This window comes from Sphingomonas sp. BL-S-05, from assembly GCF_055521695.1.
In genome coordinates this window covers 1,279,055-1,301,099 of sequence record NZ_CM145499.1, presented here as the reverse complement: position 1 = coordinate 1,301,099, position 22,045 = coordinate 1,279,055, and the positions used below count along the sequence as shown (strand labels likewise).

Below are 22,045 nucleotides of genomic sequence, written 5' to 3'. Positions count from 1 at the left end.
TCAGGACCCCGACACGGTGTTTAGCCAAGATGCGTCGCGCTCCAGTCGGCACGGGCGCTCCACGTGCCCGCGCTGCCTTTGACGGTGCAGCCCTTGTCGCCCGCATCGACCGTGCCGATGCGCACGACGGTCTCTCCCGCTTGCTCCAGCGCCGTCGTGACCGCAGCGGCGTCTTCGGCAGCGACCAGCACCGCCATGCCGATGCCGCAGTTGAACGTCCGCGCCATCTCTTCTGGCTCGATATTGCCCTGTGCCTGCAGGAACGCCATCAGCCGCGACTGTTCCCACGCATCGGCATCGACCGTGGCATGCGCGCCTTGCGGAAGCACGCGCGGAATATTCTCCAGCAATCCGCCGCCGGTGATATGCGCCAGCCCGTGAATGCGCCCTTCGCGCAGCAGCGGCAGCAGCGACTTCACGTAGATCCTGGTCGGCGCCATCAGCGCGTCGATCAGCAGCACGTCCTGATCGAACAGGGCAGGGCGGTCGAGCTTCCACCCCTTGTCGACCGCCAGTCGCCGCACCAGCGAGAAGCCGTTCGAATGAACCCCAGACGACGCCAGCCCGAGGATGACGTCGCCGACCGCGACCTTGTCCCCGGTCAACAACTGCTCGCGCTCGACCGCGCCGACGCAGAAGCCGGCAAGGTCATAGTCGCCATCGGCATACATGCCCGGCATCTCGGCGGTCTCACCCCCGATCAGCGCGCAGCCGGCTTGCCGGCACCCCTCGGCGATCGAGGCGACGACCCGCTCGGCGGTATCGGCGACCAGCTTGCCGCTGGCATAATAGTCGAGGAAGAACAGCGGCTCGGCACCCTGCACGATCAGGTCGTTGGCGCACATCGCGACCAGATCGATACCGACCCCGTCATGCGCATTGTGTTCGATCGCCAGCTTCAGCTTGGTACCGACGCCGTCATTGGCGGCGACCAGCAACGGATCCTTGAACCCCGCCGCCTTCGGATCGAACACCCCGCCGAACCCGCCCAGTTCGGCATCGGCCCCCGGCCGCCGCGTCGACTTGGCCAGCGGTCCGATCGCGCGGACCAGGGCGTTGCCCGCCGCGATCGAGACGCCTGCCTGTGCGTAGGTATAGCCGCCGCCGCGGTCCGCTTCGTTGCTCATTGGGTCCGACTAGCCACATCGCGCTTGGATTTCCACGCCTGCTTCGTCAAAAGGCGCGCATGATTTTGGTTCAGCCCCGCCGCATCCTTGCCGCCCTCGCATTGGGCGTGGTCGCGACCGGGGCGGTCGTGGCCCAGCAAGGCGGGGTCGCGCCGGTCGACGGATCGGGCAGCTTCGAGGTGAACGGCGTGCGCGTCGACGTCGCCGGCCCGACGGCGGAGGCGGCGCGCACCACCGGTTGGCGCCTCGCCCAGCGCAAGGGCTGGCAGATGCTGTCGCAACGGCTGACGGGACAGGCGCGCTCGCTGCCCGACGGCACGCTCGATTCGCTGGTGACCAGCATCGTCGTCGAAAGCGAACAGATCGGCCCGAACCGCTACATCGCCCGGCTGGGCGTACTGTTCAATCGCGGTCGCGCCGCCTCGATCCTGGGCATCGCCGGCGTATCCGAACGTTCGCCCGCCATGCTGGTGGTGCCGCTGATCTGGGACGGCGGCACCGGCACCGTGTTCGAACGGGCGACGCCATGGCAGGCGGCATGGGCGCGCTTCCGCACCGGTGGCAGCGTCATGGACTATGTCCGCCCCAGCGGCACCGGCGCCGACGGGCTGCTGCTCAACGCCGGACAGGTGACGCGGCGCGGCCGGGGCTGGTGGCGCACCGTGCTCAACCAATATGGCGCATCCGACGTGCTCATCCCGCAGGTCCGCCTGTATCGCCAATGGCCCGGCGGCCCGGTGATCGGCACCTTCACCGCCGGCTACGGCCCCGACAACCGTCTGCTCGGCAGCTTCTCGCTCCGCGTCAATCAGGGGGATGCGGTCCCGGCGTTGCTCGACGAAGGCGTCCGCCGCCTCGACGCGCTGTATCAACAGGGGCTGCGCAGCGGTGCGCTCCGCCCCGACCTCGTCCTCGCCGCCCCGCCACCGGGCAGCGTGATCCTGCCCGACGAGGAGGAGATCGTCGACCCGACCAGCATCGACGCGGGCGCTACCCCGACCCCGGTTCCGACCGGCGACAGCGTCACCCTGTCGATCCAGGCCGACACCCCGACCGTCGCGGCGGTCGAATTGACCGAGGCCGCGTTGCGATCGGTCCCCGGCGTCCGCTCGGCGGCGACCTCCAGCCTCGCGCTCGGCGGCGTATCGGTGCTGCGGGTGACCTTCGATGGCGATATCGCCATCCTCAGCGCCGCGCTCGAATCGCGCGGGTGGCAGGTGCAACAGGGCGACGGCGTGCTCCGTATCCGTCGTCGCGCCGCCTCGACCCCGACCGCCCCTCCGAGTGCGCCGCAGGAATGACCAGTCTGCCTCGCGCTACGGTTCAGCTTACCCTGCCTCTCGAACTTCCCGCCGGCGCCCGGCAGGACCTGTTCCTCGTCGGGCCGTCGAACGAAGCCGCCGTCCACCATCTCGATCATTTCGCGACCTGGCCGGTCCAGGCGGCGTTGCTGGTCGGCCCGCGCAAATCGGGCCGTACGCTGCTGGCACGGCTGTTCGCGGCGAAGAGTGGCGGGACGATCGCCGACGATGCCGATCGCTGGAGCGAGACCGAACTGTTCCACGCATGGAACCGGGCACAGAGCGATGCCCGCCCGTTGCTGATCGTCGCCGATGCCGCCCCGCCGATCTGGCGGATCGGGCTGCCCGACCTGCGCTCGCGCATCAACGCGACGCCGGTGCTGCGCCTTGAAGCGCCCGACGATGTGCTGATCGAAACACTGCTGCAATATCTCTTCGACAGGAAGGAACTCGTCGCCGCGCCCGATCTGGTGCGCTGGCTTGCCCGCCGCGTCGAACGGAGCCACCTTGCGGTGCTTCGCATCGTCGAGGCTCTGGAGGAAGATGCCATGTTGCGCTCGACGCGCCGTCTCACCGTTCCCGCCGCGCGCGCCGCGCTGGCCGGCAATCCGTTGCTGCTGGACCGCCTGCTGTGAACGATCCCGTCCCCTCCGCCCGCACCACCGTCGCCGCCGCGCCCGAGGCACGCTATTTCAACCGCGAACTGTCGTGGCTGGCGTTCAACCGCCGCGTGCTCGACGAAGCGTGCAACCCCGACCACCCGCTGCTCGAACGGCTGCGCTTCCTGTCGATCTCGGCGACCAATATCGACGAATTCTTCATGGTTCGCGTCGCGGGTCTGAAGGGGCAGCAGATGCAGGAGGTCGGCCATGAATCGGTCGACGGCCTGACCCCGTCGCAGCAACTCGCCGCCATCACTGTCGACGCCGCCGGGTTGGTCGACAGCCAGCAGCGCATCTGGCGCGATATCGCCGCGCAACTGGCCGAGGCGGATATCAGCGTGCTCGGCGCCGATGCGCTGCATGGTGAGACCGAGGAATGGCTCGCCCGCTATTTCCGCGATCAGCTATTCCCGGTGCTCACCCCGCAGGCACTCGACCCGGCGCACCCGTTCCCGTTCATCCCGAATCTCGGTTCGGCGATGCTGTTCGACCTGATCCGCCGGTCGGACGAGGTCGAGGTGCGCGAGGTCGTGCTGCTGCCCTCGGCGATGCCGCGCTTCGTCCGCCTGCCGGGCAAGTCGGCGCGTTATGTCGCGATCGAGACCGTGCTGCGCCATTTCTCAGGCCAGCTCTTCCCCGGCTATACCGTGCGCGCCTCCGCCGCCTTCCGCGTCATCCGCGACAGCGATATCGAACTGGAGGAAGAGGCCGAGGATCTGGTCCTCTATTTCCGTACCGCGATCAAACGCCGCCGTCGCGGCCGGATCATCCGCCTCGAAATCGAATCGGGCATTTCCGACGAACTGGTCCAGCTGCTGCGCGACGAAATGGGCGGCAGCGATGCGCTGATCACCGAAACCGGCGGGTTCCTCGGCATCGGCGACCTGTCGATGCTGGTCGCGGAAGACCGGCCCGACCTGAAATTCCCGCCCTTTTCCCCGCGCTTCCCCGAACGCATCCGCGAATATGGCGGCGACTGTTTCGCGGCGATCCGGGCAAAGGACATCGTCGTCCACCACCCGTACGAAACCTTTGACGTCGTGCTCGCCTTCCTCAAGCAAGCCGCCGCCGATCCCGATGTCGTCGCGATCAAGCAGACGCTGTACCGCGCCGGCAAGCAATCCGCCGTCGTCGCCGCGCTGGTCGCCGCTGCCGAGGCCGGCAAGTCGGTGACCGCCGTCGTCGAACTAAAGGCCCGTTTCGACGAGGAACAGAATCTCAACCTCGCCTCGGTGCTCGAACGTGCCGGGGTGCAGGTCGTCTACGGCTTTATCGAGTGGAAGACCCACGCCAAGATTTCGATGGTCGTCCGCCGCGAGGAACAGGGCTATCGCACCTACTGTCACTTCGGCACCGGCAATTATCACCCGATCACCGCGCGCATCTACACCGACCTCAGCTTCTTCACCGCCGATCCGGTGATCGGGCGCGATGCGGCGCAGGTGTTCAACTACATCACCGGCTATGTCGAACCGCAGGCGCTGCAACAGCTCGCCATCAGCCCCCGCGACCTGCGCGACCGGTTGGAGGCGCTGATCGAGGGCGAGATTCAGACCGCCCGCGCCGGCGGCGAAGGCTCGATCTGGCTGAAGATGAACTCGCTGGTCGATCCGGCATTGATCGACAAGCTGTACGAAGCATCGGCGGCGGGCGTGCAGATCGACCTGATCGTGCGCGGCATCTGCTGCCTGCGGCCGGGCGTGCCGGGCATGTCCGACAACATCCGCGTCAAATCGGTCGTCGGCCGTTTCCTCGAACACAGCCGTATCTATTGCTTCGGCAACGGACAGGCGCTGCCGAACGATGAAGCGCTGGTCTATGTGTCGTCGGCCGACTGGATGCCGCGCAATTTCGACCGCCGCGTTGAATATCTGCTGCCGATCACCAACCCGACCGTTCACGACCAGGTGCTCGACCAGGTCATGGTCGCCAATCTGCTCGACACCGAACAGAGCTGGGACCTCGGCCCCGACGGCAGCTATCGCCGGATGGCGAAGGGTGACAAGCCGTTCAACCTGCACCGCTATTTCATGACCAACCCGTCGCTGTCCGGGCGCGGTGCGGCGATCGAGAGCGGGTCGGCGACGGTACCGCAGAAATTGTCGCTGCGTGCGTGGCGCGCCGCCCGGGAAGGAACGATGTGATCCGATTGCCGTGGAGCCGTCCCGCCACCATCGCCCATAGCGCGATCATCGACATCGGATCGAACTCGATCCGTCTGGTCGTCTATGGCGGGCCGGATCGCATCCCGGCGACGCTTTTCAACGAAAAGGTTCTGGCGGGCCTCGGCCGCTCGCTGGCGGCGACCGGCACGATCGACGCGGAGGCGTTTCGCGTTGCCGGCGCCGCGCTTGCCCGCTTCGCATGGCTGACGCGCGAGATGCAGGTCGATGTCGTCCGCACCGTCGCCACCGCCGCCGTCCGCGACGCCAGCAACGGCCGCGACCTGATTGCGCTCGCAGAAAGCTGCGGCCTGAGCGTGGAAACGCTGTCGGGCGAGGAGGAGGCGCAGGCTGCCGGCCACGGCGTGCTGTCGGCGATCCCCGATGCCGACGGCATCGTCGGCGACCTTGGCGGCGGCAGTCTCGAACTGGTCCGGGTAAGGGGCGGCAAGCTCGGCGAGCGTGTCTCCTTTCCGCTCGGTGTGCTGCGTATCGGCGCGATCCGCGAACGACGCGCGGGCGAACTCGACCGCACGGTACAGCGGATGGTGCGCGACGCCGGCTGGGCGGGGCAGGGACGGGGACTGCCCCTCTATCTCGTCGGCGGATCATGGCGCGCGCTTGCCCGGCTCGACATGCATCTGACCGGCTATCCGCTGCCGATCGCCCATGGCTATGCCATATCACTCAATCGAATCAATGCGTTGAGAAAGGTTCTTGCCGATCTTCCTCGCACCGATCTGAAGGCCGTGCCGAACCTGTCGGGCGGGCGCGTGCCGACGCTCGACAATGCGACGGCGGTGCTGGCGTCGATGACCAAGCATCTCGGTTCGGCGACGACTACGGTATCGGCCTATGGCCTGCGCGAAGGGCTGCTCTACGCCGCTTTGCCCGCCGATGTCCGCGCACAGGATCCGTTGCTGATCGCCGCCCATGACGAAGGGGCCCGGCAGGGCCGCTTCGCCGAACATGGCGACCTGCTACACAAATGGATCGCGCCGCTATTCCCGGATGACGATGCCGCGATGGTCCGGCTGCGCCATGCCGCCTGTCTGCTCGCCGATGTTGGCTGGCACGCCAATCCCGAATTCCGCGCCGAACGCGGCGTAGAGATCGCGCTGCACGGCAACTGGGTCGCGATCGACGCCGCCGGCCGCGCGATCGTCGCACAAGCGCTCTATAGCTGTCTCGGCGGCGGCGGCGACGTCCCCCCCGATCCGCTGCCCCGCCTCGCCCCGGCAGCGGCGCTTTCCGTCGCGCACCGCTGGGGCCTCGCCATGCGCCTGGGCCAGCGCCTCAGCGGCGGCGTTGCTGCTCCGCTCCAGCGCACCGATCTGCGCCGCGGTCGCGGTCAGGTCGAACTGGTCGTCCCCGGCCGCGATGCCGCGCTGTACGGGGAAGCTGTTCAGAAACGGCACAAGGCGCTGGCGACGGCGCTGGGCATGGAAACGGCACTGGTCACGTCCTGACGCCGCTTTCCTACACGCCCCCGATTTGCGACCGTCCGGCCGCTCTTTTCACCGTCGGGATCACGGAACGCGCCTCGCGAACGTCAAAATGGCAACGTGTCAACTTCCGCGCCCATCGCGCAACTCAACCCATTGCATTCATTGGCGTTTATAAGGCTTGAAAGATCGACGTACCGTAACCTTTGTCAACTTCCGCAAGCATCAACCGCAGCGCAAATTGGTCACCACGCCCTTGTCGTCGAGGTCGATGTTCAGCCGGTCGGGTCGGAAGTCCATCGTCACCATCATTCCCGGCCGGATCACTCGCACGGTCCGCGCACCCGACCGCTTGCGCGCATCCTCGGGCAGGGTTTCGGTCACCGCCTTGCCGACCACATCGGCGATCGAGCCCAGACCGCAGCTATCGATCTGCGGCGCACCGACCGGCCCGACCGGCCGCGACCCCATTGTCGGCGGCGAGGTCCGTACCGGCGGCGGCGTCTGCGGTTCGGCACAGCCGGCCACCGCTACTGCCATCAGCGCAAACTGCTTCATTCCACCACCTCCGCTCGGGTCATCTTCAATCGTCCACCCAGCACGGTGAACCCAAGCTGACCCTCGACCAGTGCCAGCGCATCGCGCCCGAACTGCTCGAACCGCCACCCGTTCAGGATCGACAGCCCGTCGCGCTGCCCGGCGGCCAGCGCCTCCAGATCGTCCGACCGCGCCAGCAGCCGCGCGGCGACCTTGATCTCGTTCGCGCGGATTTTCAGCAGCAGTTTCAGCAGGTCGGCGACCAGTGCCCCTTCCTTGCCCAATGCCGGCTTGCGCTCGTCGCGCCCCGGCATCTCATCGGCCGGCAACGGCCGCGCCTCGGCCAGCGCGCTCATCATGCGCGCCCCGATATCGTTGTGCGCCCATGCCGCCGACAGCCCGCGCACCTTGGCCAGATCGGCCTGCTTGCGCGGCGGATTGCCCGCCAGATCGGCGATCGTCTCATCCTTCACGATCCGCCCGCGCGGCAGATCCTTGCCCTGCGCCTCCAACTCGCGCCACTTGCCCAGCGCCTTCAGCCGGCCCAGCACCTCGGGCTTGCGGCTGTTGACGCGAATGCGCTGCCACACCGTCTCGGGATCGTTGAAATAATTGGATGGATCGCCGATCCGCTCCATTTCCTCGTCCAGCCACAGCCCGCGCCCGGTCTTGCGCAGCTTCGCCAGCATCTTGGGAAAGATCACCGACAGATGCGTCACGTCGGCGATCGCATAGTCGATCTGCCGGTCGTCGAGCGGCCGGCGCGACCAGTCGGTGAACCGTGCCCCCTTGTCGACCGTGATCCCCAGATAAGCGTCGACCAGGTTCGAATAGCCGACCTGCTCGCCCTGACCCAGCGCCATCGCCGCGACCTGCGTGTCGAACATGGGGAAGGGGGTCTTGCCGGTCAGGTTGTAGACGATCTCGATATCCTGCCCCCCCGCATGGAAGACCTTCAGCACGTCCTCGTTATCGGTCAGCAGGTGCAGCAGCGGCGTCAGGTCGATGCCCGGCGCCATCGGATCGATCGCCGCCGCTTCCTCGGTATTGGCGATCTGGATCAGGCACAGTTCGGGCCAATAGCTGTTCTCGCGCATGAACTCGGTGTCGACGGCAACGAAGTCGGACGTGGCGAGGCGGGTACAGAGGGCGGCGAGGGTCGCGCTGTCCTCGATCAACGGATGGATATGCATCACGCCCGCATAGCAAGGTTCCGCGCCTTGACAAAAGGGGGTGGGGGAGGGAAGCGGCGCACATCCAGAAATCACTATTTTAGTGAAACACCGCCAAGGGTCTTACCGATGCACGCCTATCGCACTCATAACTGCGGCCAGCTCACGGACGCGAACGACGGCGACACCGTCCGCCTGTCGGGCTGGGTGCATCGCAAGCGCGACCATGGCGGCGTGCTGTTCATCGACCTGCGCGACCATTACGGCATTACCCAGATCGTCGCCGACAGCGACTCGCCCGCGCTCGCGCTGCTCGAATCGGCGCGTACCGAATCGGTGCTGACCATCGATGGCAGCGTGAAGCTGCGCAGCGAGGCGACCAGGAACCCGAACCTCGCGACCGGCGCGATCGAAATCTATGCCCGCGCCGCGACGCTCCAGTCGGCGGCGCAGGAACTGCCGATGCCGGTCGCCGGAGAGGCCGAGTATCCGGAAGATATCCGCCTGCGCTATCGCTTCCTCGATCTGCGTCGCGAACGGCTCCACGCGAACATCCTGCTGCGCTCGAACGTCATCGCGTCGCTGCGCCGCCGGATGATCGATCAGGGCTTCACCGAATTCCAGACGCCGATCCTGACCGCGTCGTCGCCCGAAGGCGCGCGCGATTACCTGGTCCCCAGCCGCGTCCATCCGGGAAAGTTCTACGCGCTGCCGCAGGCGCCGCAGATGTTCAAACAGCTGCTGATGGTTGCCGGCTTCGACCGCTACTTCCAGATCGCGCCCTGCTTCCGCGACGAGGACGCCCGCGCCGATCGTTCGCCGGGCGAATTCTACCAGCTCGATTTCGAGATGAGCTTCGTCACGCAGGAAGACGTGTTCGCCGCGATCGAACCGGTGCTCCACGGCGTGTTCGAGGAATATGCGGACTGGCAGGGCAAGGGCCGCACCGTCTCGCCGCTGCCGTTCAAGCGCATCCCCTACCGCGAATCGATGCTGAAATACGGCAACGACAAGCCCGACCTGCGCAACCCGCTGCTCATCACCGACGTGTCCAATCTGTTCGTCGGCTCGGGCTTCGGCCGCTTCGCCTCGATCGTCGAGGCGGGCGATGTCGTCCGTGCGGTGCCGGCACCCAGGACCGCCGACAAGAGCCGTAAATTCTTCGACGACATGAACGCCTGGGCCCAGTCCGAAGGGTTTGCCGGCCTCGGTTACGCTACCCGCAAGGGCGGCGAATGGGGCGGCCCCATCGCCAAGAACCATGGCGAGGAAGGCATGGCGAAGATCGCCGAAGCGCTCGGTCTCGGTCCCGATGACGGCGTGTTCTTCGCCGCCGGCAAGGAAGCGCAGGCCGCCAAGCTTGCCGGCCTCGCCCGCACCCGCGTCGCCGAGACGCTGGGGCTGATCGACGACAAGCGGTTCGAATTTTGCTGGATCGTCGACTTCCCGATGTTCGAATATGACGAGGACGCGAAGAAGGTCGATTTCAGCCACAACCCCTTCTCGATGCCGCAGGGCGAGATGGAAGCGCTGGAGACGATGAACCCGCTCGACATCCTCGCCTATCAGTATGACATCGTCTGCAACGGCGTGGAGCTGTCGTCGGGCGCGATCCGGAATCACCGCCCGGAAATCATGTACAAGGCGTTCGAGATCGCCGGCTATACGCAGGAGGACGTCGACACGAACTTCGCGGGCATGATCAACGCCTTCAAGTTCGGCGCCCCGCCGCACGGCGGCTCGGCACCGGGCGTCGACCGTATCGTCATGCTGCTGGCCGACGAGCCGAACATCCGCGAAGTCATCACCTTCCCGATGACGCAGAAGGCCGAGGACCTGATGATGGGCGCGCCCAACTATGCGACGCCCACGCAGCTGCGCGAACTGAATATCCGCGTGACCGTCGACGGTCCGAAGGAAGGCTGAAGCGTTTCGCGGGGCGGGAATAGAACCCCGCCCCGCGTCGGATCACGCGTTTTCGAACGTTTCGCCTTCGAGCACGCGCAGACGGCCGTCCTCGATCGCAAACACCGCGCCGTGGAGCTTCAGCTTGCCGGCCTCGACCCGCTCCTTGACGAACGGGAAGGTCATCAGGTTCTGGAGCGAGACCTTCACGCCCTCCTGCTCCAGCGCCTTCTGTCCTTCCGGGCCGGTGCCATGCTCGGCCACGACCTTCTCGCGCGCTTCGTCCAGCAAGTCGATCCAGTGGGCGACGAAGCCGCCTTCACCCGGCTTGGTATTGGCCAATGACTGGGTAAGGCAGGCATTCACGCCGCCACACGCCCCGTGGCCCAGCACAAGAACTTCCTCGACTTCCAGCTTGGTCACCGCGAATTCGAGCGCCGCCGACACGCCGTGTCGACCGCCATCATCCTCGAACGGCGGGACGAGGTTGGCGACGTTGCGCACCACGAAGATCTCGCCCGGCCGTGCACCGAAGATCGTCGCCGGATCGACCCGGCTGTCCGAGCAGGCGATCACCATGACCTTCGGGCTCTGGCCCGTTGCCAGTTCGCTCCAGCGTTCGCGTTCCTGCTGCCACTCGGTGCCGCGGAAGCGATAATAGCCTTCCTTGAGGTCGCTGAAGTGCATCAAATATTCTCCGTCCGATGGTATAAATCTTCCCTCGGTCGCTAGACGCATGGGCGCCGCGAACGTTGCAGGCGGTTGTTCGTTTCCTCGCGCATCGCTATCTGACGCCCATGAACGAGATGACGCCGCTGCCCCGCCCCGAGCGCACCCGCAAGCCCGACTGGATTCGGGTCAAGGCTCCGACCGGCAAGGTTGTGCAGGAAACCCGCGCGCTGATGCGCTCGAAGAGCCTGACGACGGTGTGCGAGGAAGCGGCCTGTCCGAATATCGGCGAATGCTGGTCGAAAAAGCACGCGACCGTCATGATCCTCGGCGACACCTGCACCCGCGCCTGCGCCTTCTGCAACGTCAAGACCGGCATGCCGCGTGCGGTCGACCCGATGGAGCCGCAGCATGTTGCGGAAGCGGCAGCGGCGATGGGGCTGAACCATATCGTCATTACTTCGGTCGATCGCGACGATTTGCCCGATGGCGGTGCCAAGCAGTTCGTGAAGGTGATCGAGGCCATCCGCGCGGCGAACCCGACGACGACGATCGAGATCCTGACCCCCGATTTCCGCAACAAGCATGAGGCGGCGGTCGAGATGATCGTTGCGGCGCGCCCCGACGTCTACAACCACAATCTCGAAACCGTGCCGCGCCTCTACCCGACGATCCGCCCGGGCGCGCGTTACTACGCGTCGCTGCGGCTCCTCGAAAGCGTCAAGAAGCTCGATCCGTCGATCTTCACCAAATCGGGCATCATGCTCGGGCTGGGAGAAGAGCGTCTGGAGGTGCATCAGGTGATGGACGACATGCGATCGGCCGACATCGATTTCCTGACCATGGGCCAGTATCTGCAGCCGACGCCGAAACATGCCAAGGTCATCGACTTCGTCACGCCCAAGGCGTTCGACGGCTTCGCCGCCATCGCCCGGGCCAAAGGCTTCCTGCTGGTCGCGTCGTCGCCGCTCACCCGGTCGAGCTATCACGCGGGTGACGATTTCGAACGGATGCGGGCGAACCGCGATGCCAAGCTGGGCGTTGTCCGCGCCTGATGCCCAAGCATAGCGAAACCCGCCATCTGCCCTACAGCCCCGAGCAGATGTTCGACATGGTCGCCGATGTCGCGCGCTATGGCGAGTTCCTGCCATGGGTCAGCGCGATCCGGGTACGGTCGAGCACCGAGACCGAGATGGTCGCCGACATGATCGTCGGGTTCAAGGGGCTGCGCGAGAGCTTCACGTCGAAGGTGCAGAAGGAGCGGCCCGACCATATCCGCGTCGACTATCTCGACGGGCCGCTCAAATATCTGAACAACGACTGGCGCTTCCGGCCCGACGGGCAGGGCGGCTGCTATGTCGATTTCTGCGTCGACTTCCAGTTCAAGAGCCGCATGTTCGAAATGCTGGCGGGGCAGGTTTTCGATCGCGCACTGCGCAAGATGATCGGCGCGTTCGAGGATCGCGCCGCCGCCCTTTACGGGGATTCGGGTACCGGTTCCTCCGGCGCGACTTCCGGCGGCAGCAGCAGTTCGAGCGCACACAGCGCCGCCTGAAGCCGGATACCACCGCGACCCAGATCGCCAAACTGTCGCAGGTCGGCGACGACCTTCGCCGGATCGCCGCCTTTCTCGGCGCGGGCGAAGACGACCGTTCCGACCGGCTTTTTCTCGGAGCCGCCGCCCGGACCTGCGACGCCGGTAATCGCAACCGCGACATCGGCCTGCGTCACTTCCAGCGCGCCCTGCGCCATGCTCCAAGCGGTCGCGATCGATACCGCGCCGAAGGTTTCCAGCACGTCGGAACTGACCTTCACCAGGTCGACCTTGGCTTCGTTCGAATAGGTTACGAAGCCGGCACCGAAGACTTCCGAGCAACCGGGTATCTCGGTGATCGCTGCCGACACCAACCCGCCGGTGCAACTCTCCGCAAGCGTGATGCGCCGGCCCGCGGCGCGGTTCGCTTCGACGACCCGACGCGCGGCTTCGACCAGTTCGGGGGGCAAGATACTATCCATCACATCAATTCCGGGCGCGTTGTCCGCATAGCGGCAGGCGCATTTGGGGGTTGGGGCGGTCGGCATCGATCTGGGCGAACAGCACGACCAGCCCGGCGACGTTGCGCGGCGGCAAGGACTGGACAAGGTTTGCCGCGCGCTCGATTTGCGGACAATCGGCCGGATCGACATTGCCGACGACCATCGGTGCGATCAGCGAGGCGACGATCGGCGCGGCGAACGACGAATCGAGCAACTGGATTGCCTGCGGTGCGGTCAGCCGGCCGAGCGCCGCCTTCGCCTGCGGCCACGCCGCGTCGGTCTCGGCTTCATAGCGGGCCAGGAACGGACCGCCGGTGCGCCGGATCAGTGCGGTCGCGGGCAAAGCGTTGGCGCAACGTGCGCCTGTCTGGCGGATCAGTTCGGGTGCGACGAACAGGACCAGCGCCTCCGCCTCGGCGGGGGTTACGCAGGATTGGGGCGTCTGCGCCGAAGCCGAACCGCAGGCGAACAGCGCGAGGAGGGCGGCAAGACGTTTCATGCCGGCACCCGGATCGTTGCGATCGCCTGCGCGGCGATCCCTTCCTGCCGTCCGGTGAAGCCCAGCCGCTCGCTGGTCGTTGCCTTGATGCTCACCTGTCGCTCTTCGATCGAAAGGATATCCGCGATCCGGCTGCGCATCGCCGCCCGGTGCGGACCGATCTTGGGTGCTTCGCAGATCAACGTCAGATCGACGAAATCGATGATGCCGCCCTCGGCGCGCACCAGCTTGGCCGCGTGGGCAAGGAACTGCCCCAACTCGGCCCCGCGCCATTTTGCATCGCTCGGCGGAAAGTGGGTGCCGATGTCACCGGCGCCGATCGTACCGAGCAGCGCATCGGTGATGGCATGCAGCGCGACGTCAGCATCGCTATGCCCCGACAGGCCGCGATCATGCGGGATCAGCACCCCGCCCAGCCATAATTCCTCGCCGGCTTCGAGGCGATGGACGTCGTATCCGGTGGCGCTGCGCGACACGAGGGCGGGCAGGGCACGCTCCTCGGCCAGGGCGAAATCGGCCGGGTAGGTGATCTTGTCGAGCATAGGGTCTCCTTCGACCATCGCCACGTCGAGGCCGATCGCGCGCAGCATCTGCGCATCGTCGGTCGCTTCGGCGCTTGCGTCCCATGCGGCATGGGCTTCGCGGATCGCCGGCACCGCAAAGGCTTGCGGCGTCTGAACGCGGACCAGCGAGGCGCGTGGGACGACATCGCCCAGCGCCGCGCCGCCTTGGGCCAGCGTGTCGGCGACCGGTAGCACCGGCACCGCACCCGGTGCCTGGTCGAGTGCGGCGAGCAGGCGGTCAATCGTTTCGGCCGGTACGAATGGGCGAGCGGCGTCATGAATCAGCAACCGCGCCGCGTCGCCGATCGCGGCAAGACCGGCGGCGACGCTTTCGCGCCGGGTCGCGCCGCCGATGACGTACTCGATGTCACCGATCGCGGATCGGAGCGCATCGGCCTGCTCGGCACCGATCACCACGACGACCCGGTCGATCCCCGAATGAGCCGAGAGCGCAGCATAGGCATGAGCGACCATCGGCCGCCCGGCGACGATGGCGAATTGCTTCGGGGTGGCGCTGCCCGATCGCGTGCCGCTGCCCGCAGCGACGATCAGCGCGACTGTTGGTCCGGTCTGCATGGCCGCCCGCCTAGCGCAAGGCGCGCGCCCCCGCCAGCCTTGCCCTGCGCGACGCTTTGCGCTAGGGGCTGCCCAATTTTCAGGCACAATCCATGACCCTAGCTCCCATCCGTATCGGCGATGTCGTCATCGACACGCCGGTGATCCTCGCGCCGATGACCGGCGTCACCGACCTGCCGTTCCGCAAGATGGTGCGGCGGCACGGATCGGGGCTGAACGTCACCGAGATGATCGCCAGCCAAGCCGCGATCCGCGAAACGCGCCAGTCGATCCAGAAGGCGATGTGGGACCCGGTCGAGGAACCGGTATCGATGCAGCTCGTCGGCTGCACGCCCCTGGAGATGGGTGAGGCGGCGAAGCTGGCCGAAGACAAGGGCGCGGCGATCGTCGACATTAACATGGGCTGCCCCGTGCGCAAGGTGACGAACGGCGATGCCGGATCGGCGCTGATGCGCGACCTGCCGCTTGCCGCCGACCTGATCGCGGCGGTGGTGAAGGCGGTAAAGGTGCCGGTCACCGTCAAGATGCGAATGGGCTGGGACCATAGCAGCCTGAACGCCCCCGAACTGGCGCACATCGCCGAGGATCTGGGCGCGCAGATGGTCACCGTTCATGGTCGTACGCGCAACCAGATGTACCGCGACCATGCCGACTGGGCGTTCGTCCGCCGAGTGAAGGACGCGGTGAAGGTGCCGGTGATCGTCAATGGCGACATTTGTTCGGTCGACGACGCGCGGACCGCACTCGACCAGTCCGGCGCGGATGGCGTCATGATCGGTCGCGGCGCCTATGGTCGGCCGTGGTTGCTGGCGCAGGTGATGGCGGCGCTGTCGGGCGGCCATGTGCCCGACGATCCCTCGGTTGAGGAGCAATATCGCCTGATCCTCGAACATTATCATATGATGCTCGACCATTACGGTGCGGAAACCGGCGTCAACATGATGCGCAAGCATATTGGCTGGTACACCAAGGGGCTGCACGGCTCGGCCGATTTCCGGAACAAGGTCAATCAGGAAGCGAGCGCCAAGACCGTGCTCGCCATGCTCGACGAGTTCTACGCGCCTTGGTGCTCGCGCGCGGCGGCGTGACCCCGGCGACGGCGATGCCGGGCTTTGCGGACCTGTTCGCGGGCCTGCCGGTCGCGGCGCTCGTCCTCGACGAAGCCGGCTGCGTCACCCATGCCAATGGCGCGGCCGAACTGCTGCTGAACCTGTCCGACCGGGCGATGCGCGGCCTGTCGCTCGAACAGATCATATCGCTGCCGCCGGGTTATGCCGAGCAGCGCGACGGGCGTGCCTTTGCCAGCTATGACTGCGAACTGCAGCTGAAGCGCGGCGGGCGGCTGCGCGTCGACTTTCACGACAGCCCGGCCGCGCACGGGTCGGCTTGGCGGATCGTCATGCTGTACGGGTTGCGCAGCGGCCATGCCATGCCCCAGGCGGCCGGCGCGCGCGCGGCGATCGGCGCGGCGGCGATGCTCGGCCATGAGATCAAGAACCCGCTATCGGGCATTCGCGGCGCGGCGCAGCTCCTGTCGGGCGACGTCGACGACCGCCCGGTGCTGACCGACCTCATCATTGCCGAAGTCGACCGTATCGCCGCGCTGATCGACCGTATGCAGGACTTCACCGACGACCGGCCTCGTGACCTGGTGACGCAGAATATCTACCCGGTGCTGGCGCATGCGGTACAGCTCGCCTCCGCCGGTTTCGCGCGCGGCGTGACGATCGAGGAACGCTTCGACCCGTCGCTGCCGCCGGTCCGCATCGATCGCGACGCGTTCGTGCAGGTGATGGTGAACCTGCTCAAGAATGCGGCCGAAGCGCTCGACAAGGTAGAAACGCCCCGCATCATCCTCGGCACCGCCTATCGCCATGGCATGTCACATGCCATGGGCAGTGGGCGCCGTGCCGTACCGATCGAACTGACCGTCACCGACAATGGACCCGGCGCACCCGCCGATATCGCCGGCCACCTTTTCGAACCCTTCGTATCCGGCAAGCGCGAGGGGCGTGGATTCGGCCTGCCGATGGTCGAGAAGCTGGTCGGTGAGATGGGTGGTCTGGTCCGCTATGCCCGTGAAGGATATCCGCCGATGACCGTGTTCCGCATTCACCTGCCGCGCGCATGACCGGCGCGGCCCGTATTCTGGTCGTCGATGACGACGCCGCGATCCGTACCGTCGTCGCCCAGGCGCTGCGCCGCGAGGGCCATGACGTTCAAAGCGTCGGCACCTTGGGTCAGTTACGTGCCGAGTTGCGCGCCGGACTGCCGGCGGTTCTTGTTACCGACGTCGTCCTGCCCGATGGCGACGGCCTCGAGATGGCGGCGTCGCTCGCCACCGAATATCCGGACCTGCCGATCATCGTCCTGTCGGCACGCAATACCCTGACCACCGCGGTCCGCGCGACGGAGGCGGGGGCGTTCGATTATTTGCCCAAGCCGTTCGATCTCGACACCCTCGCCCTCGCGGTCCGCGGCGCGCTGGCAAGGCGAGCGGGGGTGGCTGACGAACAGCCGGTCGAAGCGCTAGATTCGTCGCTGCCCCTTATCGGGCGATCGCCGGCGATGCAGGACGTGTACCGCGTCATCGCTCGCGTCGTCGCCACGGACCTGACCGTTCTGGTCACCGGCGAGTCAGGCACCGGCAAGGAACTGGTCGCCCGCGCGATCCACGATCTCGGTCGTCGCCGCCGCGCGCCGTTCATCGCACTCAACATGGCGGCGATCCCGCGCGAACTGATCGAGGCCGAGCTGTTCGGCCATGAACGCGGGGCCTTCACCGGCGCGGCGCAGCGCTCGGCCGGCAAGTTCGAACAGGCGGCCGGCGGCACGCTGTTCCTCGACGAGATCGGCGACATGCCGATGGAGGCACAGACGCGGCTGCTCCGGGTTCTGCAATCGGGCGAATTCACCAGCGTCGGCGGTGCCCGTGTGATCCGCGCCGATGTCCGCATCGTCGCCGCCACCAACAAGACGCTGGCAGCACAGGTCCAATCAGGTCAGTTCCGCGAAGACCTGTTCTACCGTCTGAACGTCGTGCCGATTGCGCTGCCGCCTCTGCGCGAGCGTCGACAGGACATTTCCCTGCTCGCACGCCACTTTCTCGATCAGGCCGCCCGCGACGGCCTGCCGCGGAAGTCGCTGACCGCTGAAGCGCTGGCGCTGCTCGAGGGGCACGACTGGCCCGGCAACGTCCGCGAACTGGAAAATCTGATGCGCCGCGTCGCCGTCCTCGGCCGCGACGCGGTGATCGAGGCGGCCGAGTTGCGCGGCGGGCTGGGGGAGGCGACCGGTCGGCCCGCAGCGCCGCCCGATACCGATCTCGACGAAGCGGTCCGCGCTTGGGTGCGACGCATCGCCCGCGAGGAACCGGCCGCGCTCGACAATGGCACGCTCTACGATCGGCTGATTTCCGACGTGGAGCGACCGCTAATTGAAGCGATGCTAGATCGCCACGCCAACAACCAGTTGCGCGCGGCGAAGGCGATGGGGCTGAACCGCAACACGCTCCGCAAGCGGCTCGACGATCTCGGCATCGATCCGGCGCTGCGCCCCTATCATGCTGACAAGGAACGCTGATCGGTTCGGTTTTGACCATGTTGCGATTTGACGTGCGTTGCCGGCGGAATGTTGTAAAACGGCAACTATGGGTGCAGCGTTGACGGAACCGGCCCGGGCCACTTCGATCCCGGCGCGCTGGTTCCCGGCGATCGAGGTCGCGGTGCTGCTGCTGGCGATCGCGGTCGGCATTGGCAGCTATTTCCTGTTCGACGGCAGTCAGGCGGCGCGCGGGCGGTTGCCGTCGCCGTCGCTCATGGCCGTCGTGCTCGTCGCCAACCTGATCCCGGCGATGGCGCTGCTGGTGTTGATCGGCCGCCGTATCGCCAAGCGACGCGCGGCCCGTTCGGAAATAGGTGGCACCGGTACGCTGCACGTCCGGTTGGTCGCGCTGTTCTCGATCCTTGCCAGCGTACCCATGCTGCTGGTGACGGTGATCGCGTCGTTCCTGTTCCAATACGGCCTTGAATTCTGGTCGTCGACGCGCGCGCGCGGGATTTTCGAGAATGCGCAGTCGCTCGCCCAGTCGTCCTACAACGACTTTCTGGGCGCAGTGGATAGCCAGAACGTCGCCGTCGCCACGGATATCCAGCGGATGTTGCTGGTGAACCGCTACCCGGTCGACAGCGCTCCGTTCCAGGCGCTGTATCAGTCCAGCATCATCATGCGCAGCCTTGCCGACTCCGTTCTGTTCGAGATCCCGTCGGACGGGCGTCCCAAATCGCTGGCCTCGACCTCCATCTTCGAAGGTCCCTTGCGCTGGAGCATCGATCCGCGATCGATCGCCGCATTGCGTGCCGGCAAGCCGAGCTATGTCAGCGTCCGCGACGGACAGGTGCAATCGGTCACGCGGGTCACAGGGACGCCCTATTATCTGTACTCGGCGCGCGAGATCGATCTGGCGACCTATCAGGATCGCCTGAACCGGACGCGTCAGATCCTGTCCGATTACGACGCCTTGCTGTCGCGATCCCGCAGCGTGCAGCTGCGGCTCAACGTAGCGCTCTTCATCGTTTCACTGCTGATCGTCGGATTGGCAGTGTTCGTGGCGCTCGCCGTCGCCGATCGTCTGGTCCGGCCGGTGGGTGCGCTGGTGGGTGCCGCGCGGCGTATCGCCGATGGTGATCTATCGGCGCGCGTCCCCGAACCGACCCATAACCGGACGAAGGACGAAATCGGCACGCTGGCCAGCGCGTTCAACAGCATGACCGAACGGTTGCAGGAACAGACCGGCGAACTGGTTGCCGCCAACGCCCAGATCGATAGCCGTCGCGCGCTGATAGAGGCGGTGATGTCGGGTGTCAGCGCGGGCGTCATGTCGGTCGGACCCGACCGCATCATCCGGCTCGCCAACAGCTCCGCCACCGCCTTGCTCCGCACCGGGACGACTTCGCTGGTCGGGCGTCCGCTGGCGGAGGTCGCCCCCGAACTCGACGCGTTGATCGGTGGCGAGACGCAGGACGCGATCATCCAGCTCGCTGCGGGTGGCGAGGCCAAGACGCTGGCGGTGCGCATCACCCGCGACGATGGTCAGCACATCCTCACCTTCGACGACATCACGCAGCAGTTGCTGGACCAGCGCCGCGCGGCATGGTCCGACGTCGCGCGCCGCATCGCGCATGAGATCAAGAACCCGCTGACCCCGATCCAGCTCGCCGCCGAACGGCTGCAACGCCGCTATGGCAGCAAGCTGACCGAGGACGACGGCACGTTCGGCCGCCTGACCGAAACGATCGTGCGGCAGGTGGGCGACCTGCGCCGGATGGTCGATGAATTCTCGTCGTTCGCCCGGATGCCGAAACCGGTTTTCCGCCACGAATCGCTCGCCGAGCTGGCCCGGCAAAGCCTGTTCCTGCACGAAGTCGCGCATCCCGATATCGATTTCGTCCTCGAAACCGCCGGCCCCGCGCCGCTGGTCTGCGACCGTCGCCAGCTGGGCCAGGCGTTGACTAACATCGTCAAGAACGCGACCGAAGCCGTCGCCGCCCGACCGGAAGGCGCAGAACGCGGCCGGATTCAGATCGATGTCCGCTATGACGCGCAGGGGCGGATGCATATAGACACCAGCGACAACGGCATCGGCCTGCCGGTCGAGCGCGACCGCATCGCCGAACCCTATATGACGACACGCAAGGGTGGGACAGGCCTCGGCCTCGCCATCGTTCGCAAGATCGTCGAGGAACATTTCGGAACCATATCGTTCGCCGACCGTCCCGGAGGAGGGACGATCGTATCGATCCTGTTCGATCCGGCGATCCTTGCCGCACTTGCCGGCTCGGGAACCTCGGACGACGACGCACTACAGGAGGTTGAGACGCGCCATCCCATGCTTACCCGGACCGGAACATCCGCATGAAGCTCGACATTCTTGTCGTCGACGACGAAACCGACATCCGTGAACTGGTCGCCGGCGTTCTTGAGGACGAAGGGTATGAAACCCGTGGCGCCGCCGACAGCGATGCCGCGTTGGAAGCGGTGGCGCAACGTCGCCCATCGCTGGTGCTGCTCGACGTATGGTTGCAGGGGTCGCGCCTCGACGGCCTCGATCTGCTCGACGAACTGAAGGCGCGCGATCCGTCGCTACCGGTGCTGGTCATCTCCGGCCACGGCAATATCTACACCGCCGTCGCGGCAATACGCCGGGGTGCCGTCGACTTCATCGAGAAGCCCTTCGAGGCGGAACGACTGCTGTTCATGGTTCAGCGTGCGACCGAAACCGAGCGGCTTCGTCGTGAGGTCGCTTCGTTGCGGGTGTCGGCGGGGCGCGAGGACGACCTGACCGGCAGTTCGACAGCGATCAATAGCGTCCGGGCGACGCTGAAGCGTGTCGCCGGTACCGGCAGCCGCGTGCTCATCACCGGCGGGGCAGGGGTCGGCAAGGAAGTCGCCGCTCGCCTGCTGCATGGCTGGAGCCAGCGCGCACAGGCACCGTTCGTGATCGTCAGCGCGGCACGCATGACGCCCGAGCGGGTCGATGAAGAGCTGTTCGGCGTGGAGGAGAGCGGCAATCTGGTCCGCCCCGGTCTGCTCGAACAGGCGCATGGCGGCACGCTGTTCCTCGACGAGATCGCCGACATGCCGATCGCAACCCAAGCTCGCATCCTGCGCGTGCTGACCGATCAGAGCTTTACCCGTGTCGGCGGTACCAGGGTGGTCAAGGTCGACGTCCGTGTTGTTTCAGCAACCGCGCGTGACCTGCAACAGGAAATCCTCGACGGCAATTTCCGCGAGGACCTGTATTACCGGCTGAACGTCGTTCCGGTGCAGATCCCGTCTTTGGCCGAACGGCGCGAGGATATTCCGCCCCTCGTCGAGCATTTCGTCGCGCACTATGCCAATGAACGCCGGGTACCGACGCCCGAGGTGGCCGCCGATGCGATGATCGCGCTGCAAAGCTATGAATGGCCGGGCAATGTCCGCCAGTTGCGCAACGTCGTCGAACGCACCGTCATTCTGGCGCCCGGCAATCGTATCGCCCGCATCGATATCGACCTGTTGCCACCGGAGGTGCTGGGTTCGGCGGGCGAGGGGGGTGGCGGCGCCACTGCCAGCGCGATCATGGGGTCGCCGCTGCGCGAGGCACGCGAATCGTTCGAACGCGAATATCTGCGGGTACAGATCCGGCGTTTCTCCGGCAATATTTCGCGTACCGCGACCTTTATCGGGATGGAGCGCTCCGCGCTGCACCGCAAACTGAAGCTGCTGGGGATCACCGAGACGCGCGGCGACGAATAGCCGGAACGGACCATTGCGGGCGCGCCCGATGCGACCTAAATTGTAGGTCCGTGCCGCAGGGGCACGGCAACCGGGTGCCGGTCAAAGACACTCA

19 protein-coding genes are annotated in these 22,045 nt (G+C 66.3%); 12 read left to right on the top strand and 7 right to left on the bottom strand.

All coding sequences use genetic code 11. The features are described from left to right. Nucleotides 1-20: 20 nt before the first annotated feature. Nucleotides 21-1,127: a phosphoribosylformylglycinamidine cyclo-ligase gene (gene purM, locus ACZ1JS_RS05890; protein WP_465168131.1), complete on the bottom strand. Its 1,107-nt coding sequence runs from the start codon at nt 1,125-1,127 to the stop codon at nt 21-23. 59 nt (nt 1,128-1,186) lie between these two features. On the opposite strand from purM, the gene ACZ1JS_RS05885 reads away from it, so the two are divergent. Genes ACZ1JS_RS05885 through ACZ1JS_RS05870 form a run of 4 tightly spaced genes read left to right on the top strand, consistent with a single transcriptional unit; the run spans nt 1,187 to nt 6,721 of the window. Continuing rightward, complete coding sequence (locus tag ACZ1JS_RS05885; protein ID WP_465168130.1) at nt 1,187-2,428, top strand: heavy-metal-associated domain-containing protein; 1,242 nt, start codon at nt 1,187-1,189, stop codon at nt 2,426-2,428. Next, a complete protein-coding gene (locus tag ACZ1JS_RS05880) occupies nt 2,425-3,063 on the top strand; it encodes a P-loop NTPase family protein (RefSeq protein WP_242115463.1) in 639 nt (212 codons plus the stop codon). Before ACZ1JS_RS05885 ends, ACZ1JS_RS05880 begins: the two co-directional genes overlap by 4 nt. Continuing rightward, entirely contained in the window at nt 3,060-5,234 is a 2,175-nt protein-coding gene (locus ACZ1JS_RS05875) for an RNA degradosome polyphosphate kinase (protein WP_465168129.1), read from the top strand. Before ACZ1JS_RS05880 ends, ACZ1JS_RS05875 begins: the two co-directional genes overlap by 4 nt. Further along, the gene (locus ACZ1JS_RS05870) at nt 5,231-6,721 is read left to right on the top strand and encodes a Ppx/GppA phosphatase family protein (RefSeq protein ID WP_465168128.1); all 1,491 of its coding nucleotides are present in this window, start codon (nt 5,231-5,233) and stop codon (nt 6,719-6,721) included. Before ACZ1JS_RS05875 ends, ACZ1JS_RS05870 begins: the two co-directional genes overlap by 4 nt. A 201-nt stretch (nt 6,722-6,922) precedes the next feature. Here the strand turns inward: ACZ1JS_RS05870 and ACZ1JS_RS05865 are convergent, their stop codons facing one another. Further along, a complete protein-coding gene (locus ACZ1JS_RS05865; RefSeq protein WP_465168127.1) occupies nt 6,923-7,255 on the bottom strand; it encodes an I78 family peptidase inhibitor in 333 nt (110 codons plus the stop codon). Continuing rightward, on the bottom strand, nt 7,252-8,427 hold the full coding sequence (gene rnd / locus ACZ1JS_RS05860; protein ID WP_465168126.1) for a ribonuclease D: 1,176 nt from the start codon (nt 8,425-8,427) through the stop codon (nt 7,252-7,254). The genes ACZ1JS_RS05865 and rnd overlap by 4 nt, the downstream gene beginning before the upstream one ends. Nucleotides 8,428-8,535: 108 nt before the next feature. On the opposite strand from rnd, the gene aspS reads away from it, so the two are divergent. Beyond that, nucleotides 8,536-10,332 carry an aspartate--tRNA ligase gene (gene aspS, locus ACZ1JS_RS05855; protein WP_465168125.1) on the top strand — a complete coding sequence of 599 codons (1,797 nt, stop codon included), beginning with the start codon at nt 8,536-8,538 and terminating at the stop codon, nt 10,330-10,332. Between the two features lie 42 nt (nt 10,333-10,374). Here aspS and ACZ1JS_RS05850 read toward each other — a convergent pair whose 3' ends face one another. Beyond that, on the bottom strand, nt 10,375-11,001 hold the full coding sequence (locus ACZ1JS_RS05850; RefSeq protein WP_345875796.1) for a carbonic anhydrase: 627 nt from the start codon (nt 10,999-11,001) through the stop codon (nt 10,375-10,377). 107 nt (nt 11,002-11,108) lie between these two features. Between ACZ1JS_RS05850 and lipA the strand changes: the two genes are divergently transcribed. Beyond that, nucleotides 11,109-12,035, top strand: a complete 927-nt coding sequence (gene lipA, locus ACZ1JS_RS05845; RefSeq protein WP_440491797.1) for a lipoyl synthase — start codon at nt 11,109-11,111, stop codon at nt 12,033-12,035. Continuing rightward, a complete protein-coding gene (locus ACZ1JS_RS05840) occupies nt 12,035-12,535 on the top strand; it encodes a type II toxin-antitoxin system RatA family toxin (protein WP_465168124.1) in 501 nt (166 codons plus the stop codon). Before lipA ends, ACZ1JS_RS05840 begins: the two co-directional genes overlap by 1 nt. Here the strand turns inward: ACZ1JS_RS05840 and ACZ1JS_RS05835 are convergent. The 3 genes from ACZ1JS_RS05835 to ACZ1JS_RS05825 are packed head-to-tail and all read right to left on the bottom strand — an operon-like array spanning nt 12,457 to nt 14,655. Then, complete coding sequence (locus ACZ1JS_RS05835; RefSeq protein ID WP_242115472.1) at nt 12,457-12,996, bottom strand: CinA family protein; 540 nt, start codon at nt 12,994-12,996, stop codon at nt 12,457-12,459. The two genes, ACZ1JS_RS05840 and ACZ1JS_RS05835, sit on opposite strands and share 79 nt — an antisense overlap. 4 nt (nt 12,997-13,000) lie before the next feature. Beyond that, complete coding sequence (locus tag ACZ1JS_RS05830; RefSeq protein WP_465168123.1) at nt 13,001-13,516, bottom strand: hypothetical protein; 516 nt, start codon at nt 13,514-13,516, stop codon at nt 13,001-13,003. Next, nucleotides 13,513-14,655 (bottom strand): bifunctional 2-C-methyl-D-erythritol 4-phosphate cytidylyltransferase/2-C-methyl-D-erythritol 2,4-cyclodiphosphate synthase, encoded by a 1,143-nt coding sequence (locus ACZ1JS_RS05825; protein WP_465168122.1) that lies wholly within the window; start codon nt 14,653-14,655, stop codon nt 13,513-13,515. The genes ACZ1JS_RS05830 and ACZ1JS_RS05825 overlap by 4 nt, the downstream gene beginning before the upstream one ends. Before the next feature lie 92 nt (nt 14,656-14,747). Between ACZ1JS_RS05825 and dusB the strand changes: the two genes are divergently transcribed. The 5 genes from dusB to ntrX all read left to right on the top strand — a co-directional run bounded on the left by dusB (nt 14,748) and on the right by ntrX (nt 21,951). Then, nucleotides 14,748-15,743, top strand: a complete 996-nt coding sequence (gene dusB / locus ACZ1JS_RS05820) for a tRNA dihydrouridine synthase DusB (RefSeq protein WP_465168121.1) — start codon at nt 14,748-14,750, stop codon at nt 15,741-15,743. Then, complete coding sequence (locus tag ACZ1JS_RS05815) at nt 15,719-16,786, top strand: two-component system sensor histidine kinase NtrB (RefSeq protein WP_465168120.1); 1,068 nt, start codon at nt 15,719-15,721, stop codon at nt 16,784-16,786. Before dusB ends, ACZ1JS_RS05815 begins: the two co-directional genes overlap by 25 nt. Beyond that, nucleotides 16,783-18,237: a nitrogen regulation protein NR(I) gene (gene ntrC, locus ACZ1JS_RS05810; protein ID WP_465168119.1), complete on the top strand. Its 1,455-nt coding sequence runs from the start codon at nt 16,783-16,785 to the stop codon at nt 18,235-18,237. The genes ACZ1JS_RS05815 and ntrC overlap by 4 nt, the downstream gene beginning before the upstream one ends. Before the next feature lie 79 nt (nt 18,238-18,316). Continuing rightward, nucleotides 18,317-20,572 (top strand): sensor histidine kinase NtrY-like, encoded by a 2,256-nt coding sequence (locus tag ACZ1JS_RS05805; protein WP_465168118.1) that lies wholly within the window; start codon nt 18,317-18,319, stop codon nt 20,570-20,572. Further along, nucleotides 20,569-21,951 (top strand): nitrogen assimilation response regulator NtrX, encoded by a 1,383-nt coding sequence (gene ntrX, locus ACZ1JS_RS05800; protein ID WP_465168117.1) that lies wholly within the window; start codon nt 20,569-20,571, stop codon nt 21,949-21,951. The genes ACZ1JS_RS05805 and ntrX overlap by 4 nt, the downstream gene beginning before the upstream one ends. Nucleotides 21,952-22,045: the final 94 nt, after the last annotated feature.

Coding starts and splice junctions, on each gene's coding strand:
- purM (WP_465168131.1), bottom strand. CDS start 1,127: ATGAGCAACGAAGCGGACCGCGGCGGCGGCTATACCTACGCACAGGCA.
- ACZ1JS_RS05885 (WP_465168130.1), top strand. CDS start 1,187: ATGATTTTGGTTCAGCCCCGCCGCATCCTTGCCGCCCTCGCATTGGGC.
- ACZ1JS_RS05880 (WP_242115463.1), top strand. CDS start 2,425: ATGACCAGTCTGCCTCGCGCTACGGTTCAGCTTACCCTGCCTCTCGAA.
- ACZ1JS_RS05865 (WP_465168127.1), bottom strand. CDS start 7,255: ATGAAGCAGTTTGCGCTGATGGCAGTAGCGGTGGCCGGCTGTGCCGAA.
- rnd (WP_465168126.1), bottom strand. CDS start 8,427: ATGCATATCCATCCGTTGATCGAGGACAGCGCGACCCTCGCCGCCCTC.
- aspS (WP_465168125.1), top strand. CDS start 8,536: ATGCACGCCTATCGCACTCATAACTGCGGCCAGCTCACGGACGCGAAC.
- lipA (WP_440491797.1), top strand. CDS start 11,109: ATGAACGAGATGACGCCGCTGCCCCGCCCCGAGCGCACCCGCAAGCCC.
- ACZ1JS_RS05840 (WP_465168124.1), top strand. CDS start 12,035: ATGCCCAAGCATAGCGAAACCCGCCATCTGCCCTACAGCCCCGAGCAG.
- ACZ1JS_RS05835 (WP_242115472.1), bottom strand. CDS start 12,996: ATGGATAGTATCTTGCCCCCCGAACTGGTCGAAGCCGCGCGTCGGGTC.
- ACZ1JS_RS05830 (WP_465168123.1), bottom strand. CDS start 13,516: ATGAAACGTCTTGCCGCCCTCCTCGCGCTGTTCGCCTGCGGTTCGGCT.
- ACZ1JS_RS05825 (WP_465168122.1), bottom strand. CDS start 14,655: ATGCAGACCGGACCAACAGTCGCGCTGATCGTCGCTGCGGGCAGCGGC.
- dusB (WP_465168121.1), top strand. CDS start 14,748: ATGACCCTAGCTCCCATCCGTATCGGCGATGTCGTCATCGACACGCCG.
- ntrC (WP_465168119.1), top strand. CDS start 16,783: ATGACCGGCGCGGCCCGTATTCTGGTCGTCGATGACGACGCCGCGATC.
- ntrX (WP_465168117.1), top strand. CDS start 20,569: ATGAAGCTCGACATTCTTGTCGTCGACGACGAAACCGACATCCGTGAA.